Source organism: Acinetobacter sp. YH01009 (genome assembly GCF_013420765.1).
GTDB classification, from domain to species: domain Bacteria; phylum Pseudomonadota; class Gammaproteobacteria; order Pseudomonadales; family Moraxellaceae; genus Acinetobacter; species Acinetobacter amyesii.
This window is the reverse complement of sequence record NZ_VOYE01000019.1, coordinates 34,801-53,214: the sequence shown is the minus strand read 5'-3', so window position 1 is coordinate 53,214 and position 18,414 is coordinate 34,801. Positions and strand designations below refer to the sequence as shown.

14 protein-coding genes, 1 tRNA gene and 2 pseudogenes are annotated in these 18,414 nt (G+C 39.5%); 6 read left to right on the top strand and 11 right to left on the bottom strand.

What is annotated here, in order from left to right:
- Window positions 1-98: 98 nt before the first annotated feature.
- The 5 genes and pseudogenes from FTT76_RS15425 to FTT76_RS15405 form a co-directional block, all read right to left on the bottom strand.
- The gene (locus tag FTT76_RS15425; RefSeq protein ID WP_180190614.1) at window positions 99-1,739 is read right to left on the bottom strand and encodes an NAD(P)/FAD-dependent oxidoreductase; all 1,641 of its coding nucleotides are present in this window, start codon (window positions 1,737-1,739) and stop codon (window positions 99-101) included.
- Entirely contained in the window at window positions 1,736-2,602 is an 867-nt protein-coding gene (locus FTT76_RS15420) for an SDR family NAD(P)-dependent oxidoreductase (protein WP_180049131.1), read from the bottom strand. Before FTT76_RS15420 ends, FTT76_RS15425 begins: the two co-directional genes overlap by 4 nt.
- Before the next feature lie 12 nt (window positions 2,603-2,614).
- Window positions 2,615-3,564, bottom strand: a pseudogene (locus FTT76_RS15415) (metal-dependent hydrolase).
- Window positions 3,565-3,801: 237 nt separating this feature from the next.
- Window positions 3,802-5,241, bottom strand: coding sequence for a VWA domain-containing protein (locus FTT76_RS15410; RefSeq protein WP_180190613.1), 1,440 nt, complete (start codon window positions 5,239-5,241; stop codon window positions 3,802-3,804).
- Window positions 5,229-6,866 carry an AAA family ATPase gene (locus tag FTT76_RS15405; protein WP_257235112.1) on the bottom strand — a complete coding sequence of 546 codons (1,638 nt, stop codon included), beginning with the start codon at window positions 6,864-6,866 and terminating at the stop codon, window positions 5,229-5,231. The genes FTT76_RS15410 and FTT76_RS15405 overlap by 13 nt, the downstream gene beginning before the upstream one ends.
- A gap of 30 nt (window positions 6,867-6,896) precedes the next feature.
- On the opposite strand from FTT76_RS15405, the gene FTT76_RS15400 reads away from it, so the two are divergent.
- Together FTT76_RS15400 and FTT76_RS15395 are read left to right on the top strand one after the other, a co-directional pair.
- Complete coding sequence (locus tag FTT76_RS15400) at window positions 6,897-7,409, top strand: hypothetical protein (protein WP_180049135.1); 513 nt, start codon at window positions 6,897-6,899, stop codon at window positions 7,407-7,409.
- A 375-nt stretch (window positions 7,410-7,784) separates the two neighbouring features.
- On the top strand, window positions 7,785-9,410 hold the full coding sequence (locus FTT76_RS15395; protein WP_180026470.1) for an NAD+ synthase: 1,626 nt from the start codon (window positions 7,785-7,787) through the stop codon (window positions 9,408-9,410).
- Between the two features lie 266 nt (window positions 9,411-9,676).
- Here FTT76_RS15395 and FTT76_RS15390 read toward each other — a convergent pair.
- Window positions 9,677-9,753, bottom strand: a tRNA-Met gene (locus FTT76_RS15390).
- Between the two features lie 167 nt (window positions 9,754-9,920).
- Between FTT76_RS15390 and FTT76_RS15385 the strand changes: the two genes are divergently transcribed.
- Both FTT76_RS15385 and FTT76_RS15380 read left to right on the top strand, forming a co-directional pair.
- Complete coding sequence (locus tag FTT76_RS15385; protein WP_180026471.1) at window positions 9,921-10,337, top strand: hypothetical protein; 417 nt, start codon at window positions 9,921-9,923, stop codon at window positions 10,335-10,337.
- 291 nt (window positions 10,338-10,628) lie between these two features.
- A complete protein-coding gene (locus FTT76_RS15380; protein WP_078189919.1) occupies window positions 10,629-11,069 on the top strand; it encodes a universal stress protein in 441 nt (146 codons plus the stop codon).
- Window positions 11,070-11,178: 109 nt separating this feature from the next.
- On the opposite strand, the gene FTT76_RS15375 is transcribed toward FTT76_RS15380, so the two are convergent.
- The 3 genes and pseudogenes from FTT76_RS15375 to FTT76_RS15365 form a co-directional block, all read right to left on the bottom strand.
- Window positions 11,179-11,496, bottom strand: coding sequence for an MGMT family protein (locus tag FTT76_RS15375; RefSeq protein ID WP_180011029.1), 318 nt, complete (start codon window positions 11,494-11,496; stop codon window positions 11,179-11,181).
- A 332-nt stretch (window positions 11,497-11,828) separates the two neighbouring features.
- Window positions 11,829-12,261, bottom strand: a pseudogene (locus FTT76_RS17710) (transposase); the annotation flags it as partial.
- A 122-nt stretch (window positions 12,262-12,383) separates the two neighbouring features.
- Window positions 12,384-13,883, bottom strand: coding sequence for a sodium:proton antiporter (locus tag FTT76_RS15365; protein ID WP_180007461.1), 1,500 nt, complete (start codon window positions 13,881-13,883; stop codon window positions 12,384-12,386).
- Between the two features lie 219 nt (window positions 13,884-14,102).
- Between FTT76_RS15365 and FTT76_RS15360 the strand changes: the two genes are divergently transcribed.
- Window positions 14,103-14,660: a hypothetical protein gene (locus FTT76_RS15360; RefSeq protein WP_180026473.1), complete on the top strand. Its 558-nt coding sequence runs from the start codon at window positions 14,103-14,105 to the stop codon at window positions 14,658-14,660.
- Between the two features lie 57 nt (window positions 14,661-14,717).
- On the opposite strand, the gene FTT76_RS15355 is transcribed toward FTT76_RS15360, so the two are convergent.
- Window positions 14,718-15,623 (bottom strand): neutral zinc metallopeptidase, encoded by a 906-nt coding sequence (locus FTT76_RS15355; RefSeq protein WP_180049137.1) that lies wholly within the window; start codon window positions 15,621-15,623, stop codon window positions 14,718-14,720.
- Between the two features lie 46 nt (window positions 15,624-15,669).
- Window positions 15,670-16,596, bottom strand: a complete 927-nt coding sequence (locus FTT76_RS15350) for a DUF808 domain-containing protein (protein ID WP_180007458.1) — start codon at window positions 16,594-16,596, stop codon at window positions 15,670-15,672.
- Window positions 16,597-16,798: 202 nt separating this feature from the next.
- Between FTT76_RS15350 and trpS the strand changes: the two genes are divergently transcribed.
- Window positions 16,799-17,812 (top strand): tryptophan--tRNA ligase, encoded by a 1,014-nt coding sequence (gene trpS / locus FTT76_RS15345; RefSeq protein ID WP_180007457.1) that lies wholly within the window; start codon window positions 16,799-16,801, stop codon window positions 17,810-17,812.
- The last annotated feature ends 602 nt before the right edge of the window (window positions 17,813-18,414 follow it).

The following is an 18,414-nucleotide window of genomic DNA, read 5'->3' as shown; positions in this document are numbered from 1 at the left end:
ATTCCACGTAGAAATTAGGCTGTAAACAAAAGGTTTAAATATTGATGATGCTTTATTTTAGCTTATTAAGTTAAGTAACTTTTATTAAGCAATATTCTCTAGGCAACAGTCTCATAGTTTGCCAAGTCCACCTGTTTAAGACGCTGCTTTAACTGTTTCAGTGACCACGGCCAAGCTGCAAAATTGCGCCCATTGGCATCTAAGTAATAACTCTTACAACCGCCACTATTAAAGACCGTAGTCTGTAAATGCGTCTGTACTTTTGCATTGTGATAGGCCAATACATTTGGCTTAATTTCAAGCCGTTGTATCTTCTCTTGTTTCATTTTTACCAAAGCATCAACGATATACCCAACCTGTGCTTCTGCAATCCCAATAAATGAGTCATAAACCAAAATATTTGGCCCAAGCACCAAGAAGGCATTAGGTACTTGCGCGATACTGGTACCCAAAAACGCTTCAGGAGAACTGTTTTTCCAAAGTTCTGACAATAACTCCCCTTTGGCATTTTTTACACGCTGCCCAATCGGCGGATGAGAAACTTCAAAACCTGTGCCCCAAATAATGACATCGACTTCATGACGTTCACCATTCGCAGCAATAACAGTATTACCTTCTATTTCAACTAAACCATGTGGTACAAGTTCGACATTGGCTTGCTGCAAAGCAGGATAATAGTTATTGGCAAATAAAAGACGCTTACAACCAATAGAAAAGTTTGGTGTAACTTTTTCACGTAATTCAGCATCTTGAATTTGTGTTTTCAACAACTGACGACCCAAATAATTCACAGGCTCTAGTAGTGAAGGATTACGCAGCCCTAAATTAATACCATTTAATATACCGGCCACACTTTTGCGCCAAGTTTCTTGTACAGTTGGAAAGCGGGTAATGATGCCTTTCGCACGGTCATTCAGTGGCAAATCTGCTTTTGGCAATACCCATGGTGCGGTCCGTTGAAACACCACCACATTTTTGGCAATAGGTTGAATCTGAGGAATAAACTGAATCGCAGATGCCCCCGTACCAATCACCGCAATACGTTTATCTTTTAAGTCATAGGCATGGTTCCATCGCGCAGAATGGAACATTTCACCTTCAAAGCTTTCAATACCTTTAATTTTTGGAATTTGCGGTTCAGTAATCGGCCCAGTGGAAAAGATCACTGTTCTTGCCGCATACTTACCTTTACTGGTCTCCAATTGCCATTGCTTTAATTGCTCATTCCATTCCGCTGCAATTAATTCACAATTGAACTGAATGTTGCGATACAGCGCATGCTGCTCCGCAACACCTTCTAAATAGTTCAGAATCTCAGGTTGCTTGGCAAATAAATGACTCCATTTATGACTCGGTGCAAATGAAAAAGAATATAAAGCCGAAGGGACATCACATCCACAACCTGGATAGGTGTTGTCGCGCCATGTTCCTCCCACGCGATTGGCTTTTTCTAAAACCACATAATCGGTATAACCCCGTTCATTCATTTGATGAGCAGCAGCTAAACCTGATATCCCCGCACCAATCACAATGGTATCGTAGACACGCACTTGATTTTCTACGCTTGGTTTTTCTAGGCTAGGCTCTGACTCTGATTGATCTTGTACTGCTTTTTTTGCTTTGGCAGAAGACGTTACAGTACGACGTGCATTAGTTTGCGTTGTTGCCTTTTTAGTTTGAGTTTTCTCTTGATCTAATGCTTTTATATCTTCGTCATGTAATTGTGTCGGCATATTCATGCTTTTGCTCCCGACTTTTTAATATAGTTGTTAAATAAGGGATAACCCACCCCCAATAAACGGGTATAGGTTTGCGGGGATAAACGCTTTAACCACCAAAACAATTTGGCATCAGGTTGCGGAATGGTATACAACTTCCCTGCATCTAAATTATTCAATGTCAAATTGGCTACATCATGGCTCGTCGTAAATGCATGATTCATCAGCAATTGATCGGCCAAGCCTGAATATCGATTGGGCAAGCGTCCATTTTTCATAATATTGGTCGGCACCAAGGTTGGGCACAGTACATTCACACGGATATTTGCCGATCGCAGCTCTGCCGATAAAGTTTCAGACAATGCCAGCACACTCGACTTCGTCACGTTATATGCTGTCATTTCTGGTGCAGCAGTATATGCCGCCGCAGAAGCAACATTAATAATCGCGCCGCCTTGCTTATTTTGTTTTAGCTTGGGTACAAAATAATGGCAGCCATGTACCACACCCCACAAATTGACATGCATACACCACTGCCAGTCGTCTAAACTCAGTTCATCAAATTTACCACCCAGCCCGACGCCTGCATTGTTGATCACCAAGGTCACAGCATGTCCCATCAACTGCTCAGCTTGCTGTGACAGTGCTTTAACTTCTTCAGCTTTACCTACATCACACTGCACTGCATATGCGTTTGATGAGGTCATGGATTGAATTTGATCCACCGTTTCTTGCGCTGCCTCTAAATGAATATCGGCACAGACCACTGTCCCACCACGACGTGCCAACTCCAAAGCAAAGCTTCGTCCAATACCACTGCCTGCACCGGTGACCACCGCATAGGCGTTTTCACTTGGCTTGTTCTTTTTTCCAAATAGACCCATGGTTTTGTCCTTTTATCGTTTTAATGCTGGTGTAAATTCTTTGACAAAATATGGTGTCAACACACCATCAACAGGGTTCAGCAGGCGCTTTTTGTAATATTCAAGAAATGCAGAAGTGTCATGGTCATTCGGGTGAAAACTTGGTCGTAGATAGTCAAAAATATGCCCGAGGCTGCTGCCATAAACACCATCTTTTAAACCGAAAATCAGTTGAAAACTGCGCGGAACATCCTTCCAGTAACTTAGGCTAATCAAGTTCGATGGCTTTCTGTAGAAAGGGACAATCGATGCACCAATTGAAATCAAACCCAAAATGGTAATTAATGCAGGGAAAAAGCCAGCAATACGTAAAGCATAATTACCTGATAATTCTTGATAAACATCATAGGCAATGTCTTTGTGTTCAGACTCTTCCAACATATGCCACATCCAAATAGCGCGCTGCTTTTCATCTATTGAATTAAAAAAGATTTCTTCATGATTCATCATGTATTCCGCAAGCACTGCGGTGAAATGCTCAATTGCTGCCATTAAAGCATTGGCTGTGGCATACGTTCAAAACCATAGGCAAAGACGTAGTGTTCTAACTTTCTAAAAAATTGCACAGGCAGATTTCTTGCGCGATATGCTTCATTCATTTCTTCATGCATACGTGAATGAATGGCCTCTTGCCCAATCAACGACGTGACACGTTGTCTTAATACAGGATCTTGAATAAAGTCGCGATGATATCGAGCAGTATCAATCACCAAATCTTCGCCACGGGTTAAGAAAATAGACAATGACGCAAAATAGGCACTGGCCAATTCTGCATTCATATAAAATTTTGGATCAATTTTTTCTGGTTCGAAATCAAATTTCATATGACGAATAGGAACAACGGCAGACTGTTTTGTTGGGTTAAAGACAGGGCCTGCAAATACGCGTGCTAAAGTTTTTTTTATCGGTTGAAAAGCGCTCATGATTTTGCTCTCAATTTGGGTGTTTCCCCTTCATTGACTTCATGTCGATTGAAGGAAAAACACATAGATTGAGGATCAAATTAAGTGAGATAGATCACTAGACCATTAGCAAAACCGACCTCTCGATTTGCAAAAATGCTCAAATATTTTCTTTGTCAGACAATCTTTAAAACATCAATGCTGCATGGCTCAAAAGCTTGTCATTAAAGGTCATGGCGTATTTTTTGTGAGGGACGATTATTGGATTTTTTGCATTTCACCAGTCGCAGATTGATAGACCCATTGATGATCAAACAGGCTTTCGTCTAAATGATCCAGTTTAAAATTACCGATAGCCACAGCATAGAATCCATTGCCCTGCTGCTTCAAATATGTGATCTCTTGCATGAGTTCTTCAGTCAGTTGACCCATTATAAAGTCGGAAATCACCACCACATCGGCATGTACAAAATTCGGTTGTTTCAGCATGTCCACGGCATGATTCATCGCAGGGATAATATCTGTTCCCCCATGAAATGACTGCCCTAAAAAGTGAATGACATCATCCAAAGCACTATTATGTTGTAAATTCAGCGCGGTTAAATTGGTCGAGAAATTTACCAAATACATCGCTCGCTTTTCTTTTAGCGCTCGAATCGATAAATATAGACAAATCGCTTTGGAAATCAGTTCAGGTTGTCCATTCATTGAGCCACTGGTATCTAAGCATACAATCATCGGGCCTTTTTGTCCGACTCGACGCTGCGTATGGCGTTGGTCTTCGATCACCCGTCCCTGTTGCTGACCTTCTCGATTAAAACTCATCAGATTAGATTCTAAATATTTCAAATCAAATAAAACTTGCAAGTCTGGATCGGCTAACAGCGCCAACTCGCTAGGTAAAGCCATACTGAGTTCTTGTGCCAATTTAATTCCAGTAATTTCCTCTTGCGCCATCGGGGTGTGAATAAGCTGCTGTGGCTCTTGTTCTAACTGAGCAGAAATCCGCTTACGTGGTATATTCGGCTGTGCGCTTCCGATCATTTGACATAAACGTTTAAGCGCCCGATCTTGCTCGAGATAATTCGCCCATTGCTCAAAGTTCTGTACATCATGCTCAGTTAATTGCCCTTTGGAATAGTCCAGAAAAATCCCTGTTTCAAACCCGACACTGTCATGGTGCTTGACCATTTTCGACAATGTCGCGAGAAAATCTTTGATTTCATCTAAAAAGGCATCGCGTTGTAAACGGAGCTGTTCAAACTCCCAATGTGCAATGGCTTCGGTCAATTTGCGCTGCCATTTACCTTTGAATAGCTCAATGTGTAATTGACGCTGCTGCTCGGTCAGCAACGACTGTTGGCTCTGTTGCCACATTTCAGTGAATTCTGGAATCCCCAAGGTTTGCATAAAGGCGGCATATTCAGTGTGGAATTGAACAAAATCACCCTGCTCCCAATGCTTTAACGCAAGCCAATGTTCCAATTGCTGCTGCACCACTGCATAGGGATGCTGCTGATCTAAACTCGATTTTGCCTGAAAGGCCCATTCCTGAATTTTTTGATCGAGCTTTTTTGCCACTTTATGATCATCCAACCAATGTTTTAAGCTGGATTGTTTTAATTCATCATAAAGCTGCGAACTTAATTCATCGAGTGCCGATTGGGTTTGGTGTCTTGTCGGTTTTAATTGCGACATAACTGTTCCAGACGCTCACAATCTTGCAACTGCAACTGATATCGTGCCAATTGCTGCTCAATAGATTGAATCAAATGTTCAATATCCTGTTCAGTGACAAAGACCGATTTAAACTGATGTTTTTGACTGTTAAATCGTTCCGTTAACAGTTCCAATTCTGTTTGAAACTGTGCTTTGAGCTGTTGAACTTCGTGTAACAGCTCATATTGGCTTTGTGCTGAAAGAGAGCTGCGTGGACTACCTTTGGTATGTTTTATATACGGCGTCACCACTTCTTCTAAGCCGTAATAGCCACCTTTTAACGTACACACTCTTGAACCATTAAAATTACATACGATGCCACGCACTTCTTCACCGGTATCATCTAAGGCAAAGAAGTCCTTTTTCGTATCCATTTTATCCAGTTCGAGATACAACAGTTTATCTTTATAGTGTCGATCTAGATTGGTCACTGCACGCAAGTAATCAGTGCCATGAATTAAATAACTCTCATACACATCATCGGTATAATAAAAATGATTGAGCACCCGCTGTTCAAGTGCATCCTTCTCTGCCACATGTTGTTCGAATTGCAAACCGTAATTTAAGCCATTTTCAGCCAATACTTCATCTATCTGCTGCGAAACAAAAGCAATGTCTTCAGGCTGATTCCATAAGCAATGTTTTAAAATTAATAGATCACTCAAAATCACTGATGGACGATCATTTAAAAAAGCACAGGCTTTGACTAAATAAGCCACACGCTGCCAACGACGGTCAGAGACATAGACCACGTGATCTTCAAAGTTATGATTGAGTCGTGTTTTAAGTTGATCAAATAGATTTAAAATCGATTCGGGTAAATCCACCTGATAAATCTGTTCCCGCCAATCTTGCAACTCCGCTTTTTTTATTTTTAAGGTCGCATCGACTTCAACACTGAGTTGACTCGGCTTGGCCTGTAACAGTGCATGAAAGTTTTCTGCAACAGCAATCGGCGGCACTTCTAAACGCAAAATAAAACGATCATATAAGGCATCCAAACCTTGATTCGGTTCGGGAATTTCATTCGATGCGCTGACCAAAACATTCAATGGAACTTTTTGGACAATGTCACCATTTTTAAAACTCCGCTCATTCACCAAGGTCAGTAAAGTATTTAAAATCGCAGGGCTGGCTTTCCAAATTTCATCTAAAAATGCAAAATCTGCCCGTGGTAAATAATGTTCTGTTTTACGAATGTATTGATCTTCTTTTAAGGCTTTGATCGATACCGGTCCAAAAATTTCTTCAGGCGTACTGAAACGATTCATCAAATATTCAAAATAGTCATGGACCTCAAAAGCAGAGGCGATTCGACGTGAAATCAAACTTTTTGCAGTGCCGGGCAAACCATATAAAAAGGTATTCATACCCGCAACACCAGCCAACAAACTCAAAGCAATAATCTGCTCACGTTCATACATATTTTTGCTGATTTCAGAAATTAAAGTATTGATCCGTGCTTGCATCTGACTATCTGTTTGACCGAAAACTAAATTGTAACGCCCTAACCGATTTTTCGCTGTAGCAGATGCAAAAATATCGCTTTTTAAATACAGCGCAACAGTGCGATATCTTTTTTTCAGGTTATAGTTAAACTGCACATCCCTTTAGAGATTTAGACACCTTTCATCATGTTGCCCTTTTTTCACACACTCATTCGACTATTAAAACTTGAAGGTTTTAAATATCGATCCCTCACGGCAGGTGAAATATCCATGTGTCGCAGTGTGTTTGGTGATTTGATTCAATATGAGCAAGTGAAAGTGATGAATCACCCTTTTTTGCCTTGGCAATCAGCGCATGTGGTCATGGCGCCTCAGGGGTATATCCATGCACGAAATTTACTGTTTAAAGCGGACTATGCCAAAGCGTCTTTAGGATATCGTGCCCTGTTTATTCATGAAATGGCCCATGTTTATCAATACCAGCAACAGATCAATGTTTTGGGTCGGGGTGCTATTTTGCAGATGGCGTATTTCTTCAGTTTTAAAAAATATAATCCATACCGCTATACCCTCAAAGCACACAAGGCATTTTTTGACTACAACATTGAGCAACAAGGTGACATTGCACGTGACATCTATTTAAAGCGAATTAAAAATATTATTTTATATCCAGAACTTGTTCATCAAATTGAGCTATAAAGCTTCCATGCTCTGTAGCGAATATTTTTAGATAAAATTGAATATCGCCTGATCATTCTATTTCACACTAGTGCTCGACCATTGACGCTATTTTGAGTACAAAAAAACAGCATTAATATTTACTTTATGGCACATAAGCTCAGCTAGGCTTTTAAAAGCTATGAATACCTCTAGTATCTCGCTTAAATTCAGATAAAATAGGCTCACCTTATTTTTTTGCTTTGCATCAAAACAAGTGAATTATCATACGATGATGGTGTTTTGTTTTCGCCTTTCGGCAGTATTTTTCGTATCTAAATACACTCGCTGAATAATCACAATAATACAAATCAGTGTGTTAAGTGTATTCACCTATAGGAATAGGATTTAGTTGGAATGAATAGTTTTAAAATTGCACTTGCTCAGTTCTCTCCGCATATTGGTAACCTAGAATCAAACGCAGCAAAAATGCTTCAACAAGCCAATGCTGCAAAAGAACAGAATGCAGATATTATTGTTTTTCCGGAACTTTCTACAGTTGGTTATCCTGCTGAAGATTTATTATTACGTCCAAGTTTAAATAAACGTACACAGCAAGCTTTTGAACAATTAGCGAGCATTAAGGACATCGTTTTAGTCTTTGGTTTTGTGAATCAAACTGAAGATGGTCAGCGCTATAACTCTGCTGCTGTCATGAAAAATGGTCAAGTTCTCGGGATTTACAATAAACAAAATCTTCCAAACTATAGCGTTTTTGATGAAAGACGTTATTTCAGTGAGGGTCATCAACACCTTGTCTTTGAATATTTAGGTCATAAGTTTGGTGTGTTGATTTGCGAAGATGTTTGGGCATTACCAACTGTTCAACAGCTTGCTCAGTTAAATGTTGAAACCGCTTTGGTGTTGAATGCTTCACCTTATGAAGTTGGTAAACCACAGCATCGCATTGAAACCATGACTGCATTGACCAAACAATTGAACATCAATCTGGTTTACTGCAACCAAGTGGGCGGTCAAGACGACCTTGTCTTTGATGGCACAAGCTTTGTGATGAACAATTCAGGTGAAGTTGCGTTGCAAGCACCAAGTTTTGTTGAAGATCTATATATCGCAGAATACGATGCTGAACAAAAAGCCTTTAAAACAGGTGCAATCACGCCTGTATTAAATACCATGGCTGAAATCTACCAAAGCCTTGTAATCGCAACCCGTGACTACGTACAACGTTCAGGCTTCCCTGGCGTGATTTTAGGTCTATCTGGTGGTATTGACTCAGCATTAACTTTAGCGATTGCTGCCGATGCGATTGGCGCCGATAAAGTTCAAGCGGTCATGATGCCATATACCTATACCGCGCAAATCAGCGTTGAAGATGCTGCTGAACAAGCCAAGAATATGGGCGTAACTTTTGGTATTGCCGAAATCAATCCAATTGTGAATGGCTTTATGCAAACCTTATTCCCTTTCTTTGGCGATGCACCGACTGATGCGACTGAAGAAAACCTACAAGCGCGTTCTCGTGGTACGTTGCTAATGGCCTTATCGAACAAGTTCGGTAATCTTGTACTTTCTACAGGGAACAAGTCTGAATTGTCTGTTGGTTACTGTACATTGTACGGTGACATGGTCGGTGGCTTTGCAGTTCTTAAAGACGTTTATAAAACGATTGTATTTGAACTAGCAAAATACCGTAACAGCATTTCAGAAACACCAGTGATCCCTGAACGTGTAATTACTCGTCCACCTTCTGCGGAACTTCGTCCAGATCAGAAAGACCAAGACTCATTACCTGAATACGAAGTATTGGATGCCATCTTATATGCGTATATCGAAGAAGACATGAGCCAAGATGACATCATTGCCAAAGGTTTTGATGCTGAAGTCGTGAAAAAAGTCATCCGTTTGGTTGATCTAAACGAATACAAACGTCGCCAAGGCGCGATCGGTCCACGTATTAGCTCACGTGCATTTAGCCGTGAACGACGCTACCCAATCGTGAATGGTTGGAAACCGGGTATCTAATTACTCAATTCAAATCAAAAAAGCCCAGTTCTATAACTGGGCTTTTTTATAGGCGCAAAAAACACAGCAGTAAATATAAAAAGTAATTGAGATGTGTATTTCAAAAGTTAGGACATCAATTCATAACATCAAAGATTTGAGTTCTCTTTTATTTCTACATTAACATCGTGAACAGATCATTTTATTAGTGCTGTAATTATTTCAATCTATTTGACTTTTTCTAGGCACAAAAAAAGAGACCAAGCTGAGAGCTTGGTCTATAAAAATGGTGGCTATGACGAGACTTGAACTTGTGACCCCCGCATTATGAGTGCGGTGCTCTAACCAACTGAGCTACATAGCCGTAAACTGTGGTGGCATTATCTAGATTTCACACATTATCGTCAAGCATTTTTGTTTGCAATTGTTCAGAGTTTAAACAAGCAAAGTTCAAGATGTTACTATTTAAGCAAATTATGCTATTTTTAGCCCTATTTACTATATTTTTTGATTAAAAATTAGAGTTTTATCATGCAATTCAATTCGATAAAAAAAGCCTGTCTGACCCTCAGCCTTGCCGTCATGACCTTAACGGGCTGCCAAATCGTCTCACCTATTTTTGTTGACTATAATGGTGTGCGACGTGATGTGGCGACTTGGATTAATAAACAGCCTTTACTGAGCATGCAACAAAAGCGCAGCATGGCTCAACTTAGCCGAGCACAGCAGCCTATCATTCGTCTCGACTTCAATGATCAGGAGAAATTAGTCAGTGTTGCTCGCGCCAATGAAGCTGCAATGTATTGTGCCAATCAGTATTTATCAGCTCAACAGATTCAACGCCTACAGAAACAGATCTTTCCTGAAGATACTTTGCATAAATTAAGCTTGCTTGAGCAACAAGCGTTGCATATTACCCTGACAGAGCAAGAGAAACGGTGTGATTGAAAATATGTCTGCTGTTGGATGAATTATCTAGGCTCAATTTTTCAGCACCAAATTGTCTTACAATCTAGACATAGCTGCTTACATTATTGAGCATTTTTGCTATCGCTAAGCATGGTGAAGACAAGTCCATATTTTTGCAATATTTTTATTACAAAATTCACAATATCCTTATGAATTTACTTGGTTTTATTCCAAAATAAAAAAGCGTATGATGAAACTATGATCAATGTAATAGCGCTTTTTTTCAGGTTTTTCCATCCAAATTCAATTGATCAGATAAGGAGAAATAAGATGGCTTTAAATAATATTTTAGTTCCAGTGGACGGTTCAGAAACTTCTTATGCTGCGGTGGCTAAAGCTGTCGAGTTTGCAAAAACTTTTGGCAGTAAAATTACTGTGGTTCAAGTACTGACGCTCGATCCATATATTGCTGCAGAGTATATTTCAGCAGCGCAAACCAATGATTTAATTGAACGTGCTCGTGCATCGATTTTAAATACACTTGAAGAAGCAAAAGCGAAATTTTCAACTGAAGGTGTCACTGTTGAAACTCGCTTACTTGAAGGTCAAGTGGTGCATACTGAACTGGTTAAAGCTGCAGAAGAAACACATGCGGACTTGATTATTATTGGTTCACATGGCCGTACAGGGATCAAAAAATTCTTCTTGGGCAGCGTAGCTCAAAGCGTACTAGGTGCTTCAGACATTCCTGTTTTGGTTGTACGCAAATAAGCCATTAGATTTATAGCGTGAAATAAAAAGCCTTCTGATCCTAGAGGGCTTTTTATTGACTACTTCATCAATTATAAAATTATAATTCTATGTTTAAGGCAAGGATTTTTTAGGGTAACCATTGATATTGTTTCAATGAGATGCGTCCATTCACCACAAAGACATTTTCAGCTGCCAATTTCAATTGCTGGATATTTTCACCTTTTTCATTGCAACGCTGCGTGCTGATTTTTCCCTGAGCATTCACCACCCGATGCCATGGGATCGTTGATGTTGTATCTAGATGCTTTAGTACATAGCCAACCAGTCGTGCATGTTTCGGTAAACCCGCTAATTTGGCAATTTGTCCGTAAGTGGCAATCTTCGCCTGCGGTATCAATTGAATGACCGACAAAATTTGCGTTGCCAATTCATCACTCTGCTTCATCTGATCTCCTTTGAGCCGCATAAAAAAGAGAACCCGAAGGTTCTCTTTGATTAATACTTAATTTTGACAGATTAGTACAGTAATTGGTTGTGATCGATTAGATCTTGTAAAGTCACATCGGTATTTTTCAAAGTGAGTAATTCAACTTTATCGACACATTTGGGCTATGACAACCATTTGTATAAATATCGCCCCTTGGTAGAGAGCGCATTTATGCAATTAAAAACATGGCGAGATATCGTATTTCTTATGCAAAAAGACAGCGTCATTTAAAGCAGAACTTCAAATAAACTTTATCATGATGTGACTAAAAGCTTCATGACGGCACACCTTACACGTCGGACTGTCTTTAAGAATTCATTTCTTCCCAAAGCCACAGTTTTTTGTCTTTTCATGGTTTCGCATTTTTTCTTTGAGGAATGACTAGAGTGCTTATAAATCTGAAATGATATGCCTACAGCATTTTGTGTCATATGCGCCATCGGTATAGCTAGAATTCATTGGCTCACTAGGTGAAATTTATGCAAGTAAGTTTTCTAGTACTTATGAACTGCTGACATTGTTGTCATGAGCTGAATTGTCCATGTTTGCAATGTTTTCAGCATCTATACCAATACGAAGTTTACGCCATTGTCGTCGACCTTCAGACTGATGTTTATTAGGTTTCGATTCACCTTCAGCTAATAACTTCAAACCTATAGAGTCAACAAGTAGATGTAGTCCATCAGAACTTTTTTGATAGCTAATCGCAATATCAATATGTTTTTATCTCCTGCTGAATGACCAGTCATAATTTCCCACATTTTGCTGTTTCATGATGGAACACAGCTAGAAATAAAAAAAGGAAATGCTCAAGCATTTCCTTTTTTTAAATCGAACAAAGCAATTTAGAAGTTTTCGGGATTTTCTAATCGACGAACTTCTTGCACTTTCTCTGGATTATGTACAGCAGCAACACCATCATCCGCTTTGGTATCTATTAATGCTTCTGGGTTATATACCGTGATGGTTTCATTACCATGTATATCTTCGCCCACGATATATTGGAAACCCTTTTTATTCATTTTATGGCACATTCTTTGATACCAACCTTTGAAACCTTTGGTTTCTTCATTCGGGTTGTAATAAAAAGCATTCATCACAGCGGGTAAACCTAGGCCACACACGAGGCCCGACATTAAGACTGCAATAAATGTATATCCAATCAAAATACTGCTGTATTCACTGAGTTCAGGAATATTGGCAACAGCAAGGATTAAGGCCAATGAAATACCGCCACGAACCCCACCCCACGATAAGATGGCAAGGCTACCGTTGTAACTTTTTTTGCGGAAACTTGGGAAGAATGCAAAAGATAAATAGTTTGCTGCAAAGCGCGATGCATGCAAAATGATAAACGCCACCATACCGCCTAAAATTAAGCTGATACTTAAATCTAAGATAAATAACTCGAGACCGATCAGGGTAAATAAGAAGGAATTGATGATTCCTTCCACGGTATGCCAGAAATGGTTCACTTCCCTGATTTCTCGGTCTTGGAGGATTTCTTTCCATTTATTCCCAACGATCAGACCACCAATAACACATGCAATTGGTGCAGATGCATGTGCGAATAAAGCGACTAGATATGAACCACTTGCCAATAATGCTGTGGTTAAAATCAAGGACTCCATTTCATGTTTACCGCGGAGTAAACGTAAAATCCCTAAACCAAATGCCCAACCAATAATGACTGCAACAACAATTTCATATAACAGTGTTTCAAGCGTACCAATGACGGTAAAATGTTCACCTTGCAAAACATTGAGTAAAGTCATAAACACAGCAATACACATGGCATCATTAAAGAGCGATTCGCCTTCTAATTTCACCATCAAATGATGTGGGGCACGTACAGAACTTAATACACCTTTAACCCCAATTGGGTCAGTCGCACCTAAAGCAGCGCCTAATAATAACAACACCAATAAATCAACATGATGACCAATTAAGAACTGATAACCATATAAAGCAACACCAAAAAACACCGCACAAAGCACCAAGGCAATACTGGCCAAAATACTGATCGGCTTCCAATGTAAACGTAAATCTGAAACTTTAAATTTCAAGGCTGAAGAGGTCAAAATAAAACAAATCACGCCATTAATTAAAAAGTCATAAAAGTCGATATGACGAACTGCCTCTTCAATATTGTGCAAATTAATCGTCACAAATTGATTGCCATTGAGTAAACTCGCACCCCATTGCAAAATAAAGACAAAAATTGCAGAAACAATGGGAACACCTATGGCTTGTGGAAAAGCCAAGATACGTTTATTAAAAATGGTGGTTGCAATCGAAAGTGCAAAAATAACGGTAAAAACCTGTAGAAAAAAATAATTTCCCATTTCGTTCCCAATTTTGGTGCTGTGTCGCCTACAGAGTGAGATATAGGTATTTTAAAAATAAATACTAAATTATTTGGTATTTAAAAATAAAATATTTTAACGAATTTTATCTAAATACCGTGTATAAATTCAGTTTTTTTCACATCTTTTATCAAGATCATTTAACATAGCAAGCCTGCATCGATTTTATGCATTTTTATCCTCTAATTTATTTCTCCTATGCATCAGACCATTAAAACTATTTTTCGACTCTTTTTTGCTGCTGTGATCTTTATCATTACTGCAGCGCTGATCCTGACTTGTTTTAGCAAGACACAGGAAATTTTACGTGCTGAGCACTATTTTAGTCAGGCAAAAAAGGTTTCACTGGATTCAACACCCAAAGAACAATTGGTTTTGGTCTCCAATAATGAATCACCCGATCGTGCGATTTTTATCATGCTGGCGAATAATGGTTATCTTGCCAAACTGAATTGTGAAAACTATGCACAAGATATTTGTCTCGATGAATTTAATCAGCAACACACCCGACAAATTCAACACCTCGATTTACTGAAAATCGGACAATTTCAATATATCCAAAATGTAAGTTTCACCAATAGCCGCACTGGACAAAAACAACAATTACGCTATAGCGATGCCCAATTAAAACAGTTCTATCAAAACGATATTTCAGGCCTTAAATATACTGTTTTTGGCGTGGCTTTATTCGCATTTGCCGCATTGTATGTCAGCTATCGTATTGTTCGAAACTTTAAATCATTTCTTAATAAATAAGTTTCAATCTATTTTTCAATGAAAAAAAGAGGATGTTTGCATCCTCCTTTTTTTGTTTTAAATGGCTTGGTTAAAGGTATCACAGCTATTGATATTGCCTGATTTCAACCCTGTCTGGAACCATTTCATACGTTGTTCACTGGTGCCGTGCGTGAAGCTATCTGAGACCACTTGCCCAGTTGCACTTTTCTGTAAATAGTCATCACCAATCTTATGTGCAGCGTCCATCGCTTCTTCTACATCACCCTGCTCTAAAAATTGGGTACGCTGTTGATTATGATGCGCCCAAATACCCGCAAAGCAGTCTGCTTGTAGTTCTTGCATGACCGAATAACGATTACCTTCAGCTTTAGACGCTTGCGCACGCGCCTGCTGAACTTGCTCAGAAATACCTAAAATCGTTTGGATATGATGTCCAACTTCATGGGCAACCACATAGGCTTGCGCAAAATCACCCGCCTGATCTTGACGACTCAATTCAGTTTGATTTTGTTCACCCGTGATGCCCATTTGCGTACGCATATCTTTAAAGAATGCAGTATCAATATAGACCTTCTGATCTGCTGGGCAATAAAACGGCCCCATTGCAGCTTGTGCTGTACCACAACCCGAGTTGACCACACCATTAAACATGACCAATTTAGGCGCTTTATACTGGGCATTTAACTGTTCTTGGAAGACTTTAGTCCATGTATCTTCCGTATCGGCCAAAACCGTTCCAACAAAATCCATCGCTTCTTGTTGTTCAGGTGTTGGATTATCCAAACCTTTGACTTCAGCCGTTTGACCCTGTGAAGTCACTTGTTTAGTCGCCTGATAAGCTTGCTGCGGATCTACACCAAAAAACTTCCACGCAACAAATGCTACAACCAAACCGAGAATACTGATACCACCCGCTTTTGCACCGCCACCACCGCGACGGTCTTCTACGTTTGAACTAACTCTTCGACCTTTCCAGCGCATAGTGATCTTCCTTATATAAAATAGTTGATATCCGTGCGTTTACAGATTAATCCTTTTGCGACTTTGGCCATACTTTTTGAACTAAAGACACGACGCACAGCACGATTAAACCTGCAATAAAACCTGTCACTAAATTGATTAAAGTCGGTGTTAATGCACCCACAATACTGCCAACTGTAGGAATATGTTCTGCATAATCCACAGAGCCTTCAATAAAATGGTGTAGCAGAGGCACACCATGGGTAATGATGCCACCACCCACTAAAAACATGGCAATCGTACCTACAATGGTTAATGTCTTCATCAACTTAGGTGCAAATGCTAACAAACCTTGTCCAACGGTCTTTTTAAATTGTGATGCTTGTTGCGTGAGATAAAGTCCTAAGTCATCAATTTTGACAATCATCGCGACAAAACCATAAACACCAACGGTCATTATAATTGCAATCACCGAAAGCACCATGACCTTAGTCCCAAATGCCGCAGTTGCAACCGTACCCAATGAAATCACCACAATTTCAGCAGATAAAATAAAATCGGTCCGGATGGCACCTTTGACTTTTTCTTTTTCAAAAGTCACCAAATCCGTTTCAATATGGGTCATCTCTTCACGAGCAACTTCTTCTGTTTTGGCTTTTTTATGATGCAAACTATGCAGGACTTTTTCCACACCCTCATAGCACAAAAACAAACCACCAATCATCAAAAGCGGTGTAATCAGCCAAGGTGCAACCACACTGATCAATAAAGCAGCCGGAACCAAAATTAATTTATTAACAAAAGATCCTTTGGCGACAGACCAAACGACAGGAAGTTCACGATCGGAACGGACACCACTGACTTGTTGTGCATTCAGTGCTAAATCATCTCCAAGGACACCCGCTGTTTTTTTGGCTGCCATCTTACTCATCACAGCAACGTCATCCAACACAGTTGCAATATCATCAAGTAAGATTAATAAGCTACTCGCCATTATTTTTATCCTTTAGGCATTTTTTAATATTCTAATTCTATTTAACGCTAAAATTGTATTTAGTTTTTTAATAATTAACAAAATATTCACCCATTTTTCAGTCAATTGTGCTGTGTCAGTAACAATCAAAAATAGAATGCCGTACAATGGGGACATTCTTTGAAAATCAGCCGTAGCTTTGACTACCACTTTGGAACAGATAATGAGTACTCAAGATAATCGTCCAGTGATTTTGACTGGCGACCGTCCGACTGGACAATTACATTTAGGTCATTTTGTAGGTTCTTTACGTTCACGTGTAGGTTTACAAGATTCGCATCATCAACATCTCCTTTTAGCTGATGCTCAAGCCTTAACTGATAATGCCGATAACTTCGAAAAAGTTCGTCGCAATATTATTGAAGTCGCAACCGATTATCTTGCTGTAGGAATTGACCCAACCAAAACCACGATTTGCGTTCAATCATGCTTACCAGCATTGAATGAATTGACCATGTTGTATTTGAACTTTGTGACGGTTTCTCGCTTAGAGCGTAATCCCACCATCAAATCTGAGATTCAAATGCGTGGATTTGAGCGTGATATTCCTGCAGGTTTCTTATGCTATCCAGTGGCTCAAGCTGCCGATATTACAGCGTTTAAAGCATCTGTCGTTCCAGTGGGCGAAGACCAAATTCCAATGATTGAACAAACCAACGAAATTGTTCGTCGTTTAAACCGTCAAATTGGTCGTGACGTACTTCCTGAATGTAAAGCTTTACTCTCTAATGTAGGCCGCTTACCAGGTTTTGATGGTAAAGCAAAAATGTCTAAATCTTTGGGCAATACCATTGTGCTTGACGCGACTGATAAAGATATCAAAAAAGCCGTAAACGCAATGTATACCGATCCAAATCATTTACGTATTGAAGATCCAGGTCAAGTGGAAGGTAACGTGGTATTTACTTACCTTGATGCATTCGACCCAGATAAAGATGCTGTTGCGGAACTGAAAGAACACTATCGTCGTGGTGGCCTAGGCGATGGTACGGTGAAAAAGCGTCTTGAAGGTGTGCTAAAAGAGCTCATCGGCCCGATCCGTGAACGCCGTTTAGAATTGCAAAAAGATCCTGACTACATCATGGATATTTTAAAAACCGGTACCGATAAATGCCGTGATATTACCCAACAAACGTTGGATGAGATTAAATCTGGACTGGGTGTATTCCACTTCTAAATTTAAAAAATTCCATAAAATTAAGCCTTTCCAATGTGAAAGGCTTTTTTATAGGCACTTTTTGTGAAAGTATTCACAAAATCTCCTTAGTTTTAACGTTAGGTAACATCACTTAACGTGAACACCAATGAAATGACTGACCGTTCACTCTATTATCTATTTATGTTTTAGGAATACCTAAATTCATAACATTTCTCCTTTACCGAACCTGTGGAAACAGATTCGTTGTTATACGCAATGAACACCCCAATCATTGCGTATTTTTTTGTCTGAAAATTGGCAACTACCAATATCCAAAAGTCCACTATAAGCGGACTTTTCAATGAATACATCATTTTAAAAATGAATATAAATTAGTAACTGATGTTACGCAGTAACATCAGAAGCGCAATTTTCTTCAAATAAAAGAACGATACGCAGTAACGTCATCCGCAACTGTTCGAGGCAGGACTACTTCTAATCAAAAAAGTTTTTGCGATACTTTGAGTAATTTGACGCTAGTAAACGAGTTTTGCGGATGACAATGGTTTTGGGTACTTTTGCCGAAACAAAAGTACCTCCAGCCGAAGGCTAATCCCTTTATTCAAACCCTAGATGCAAGA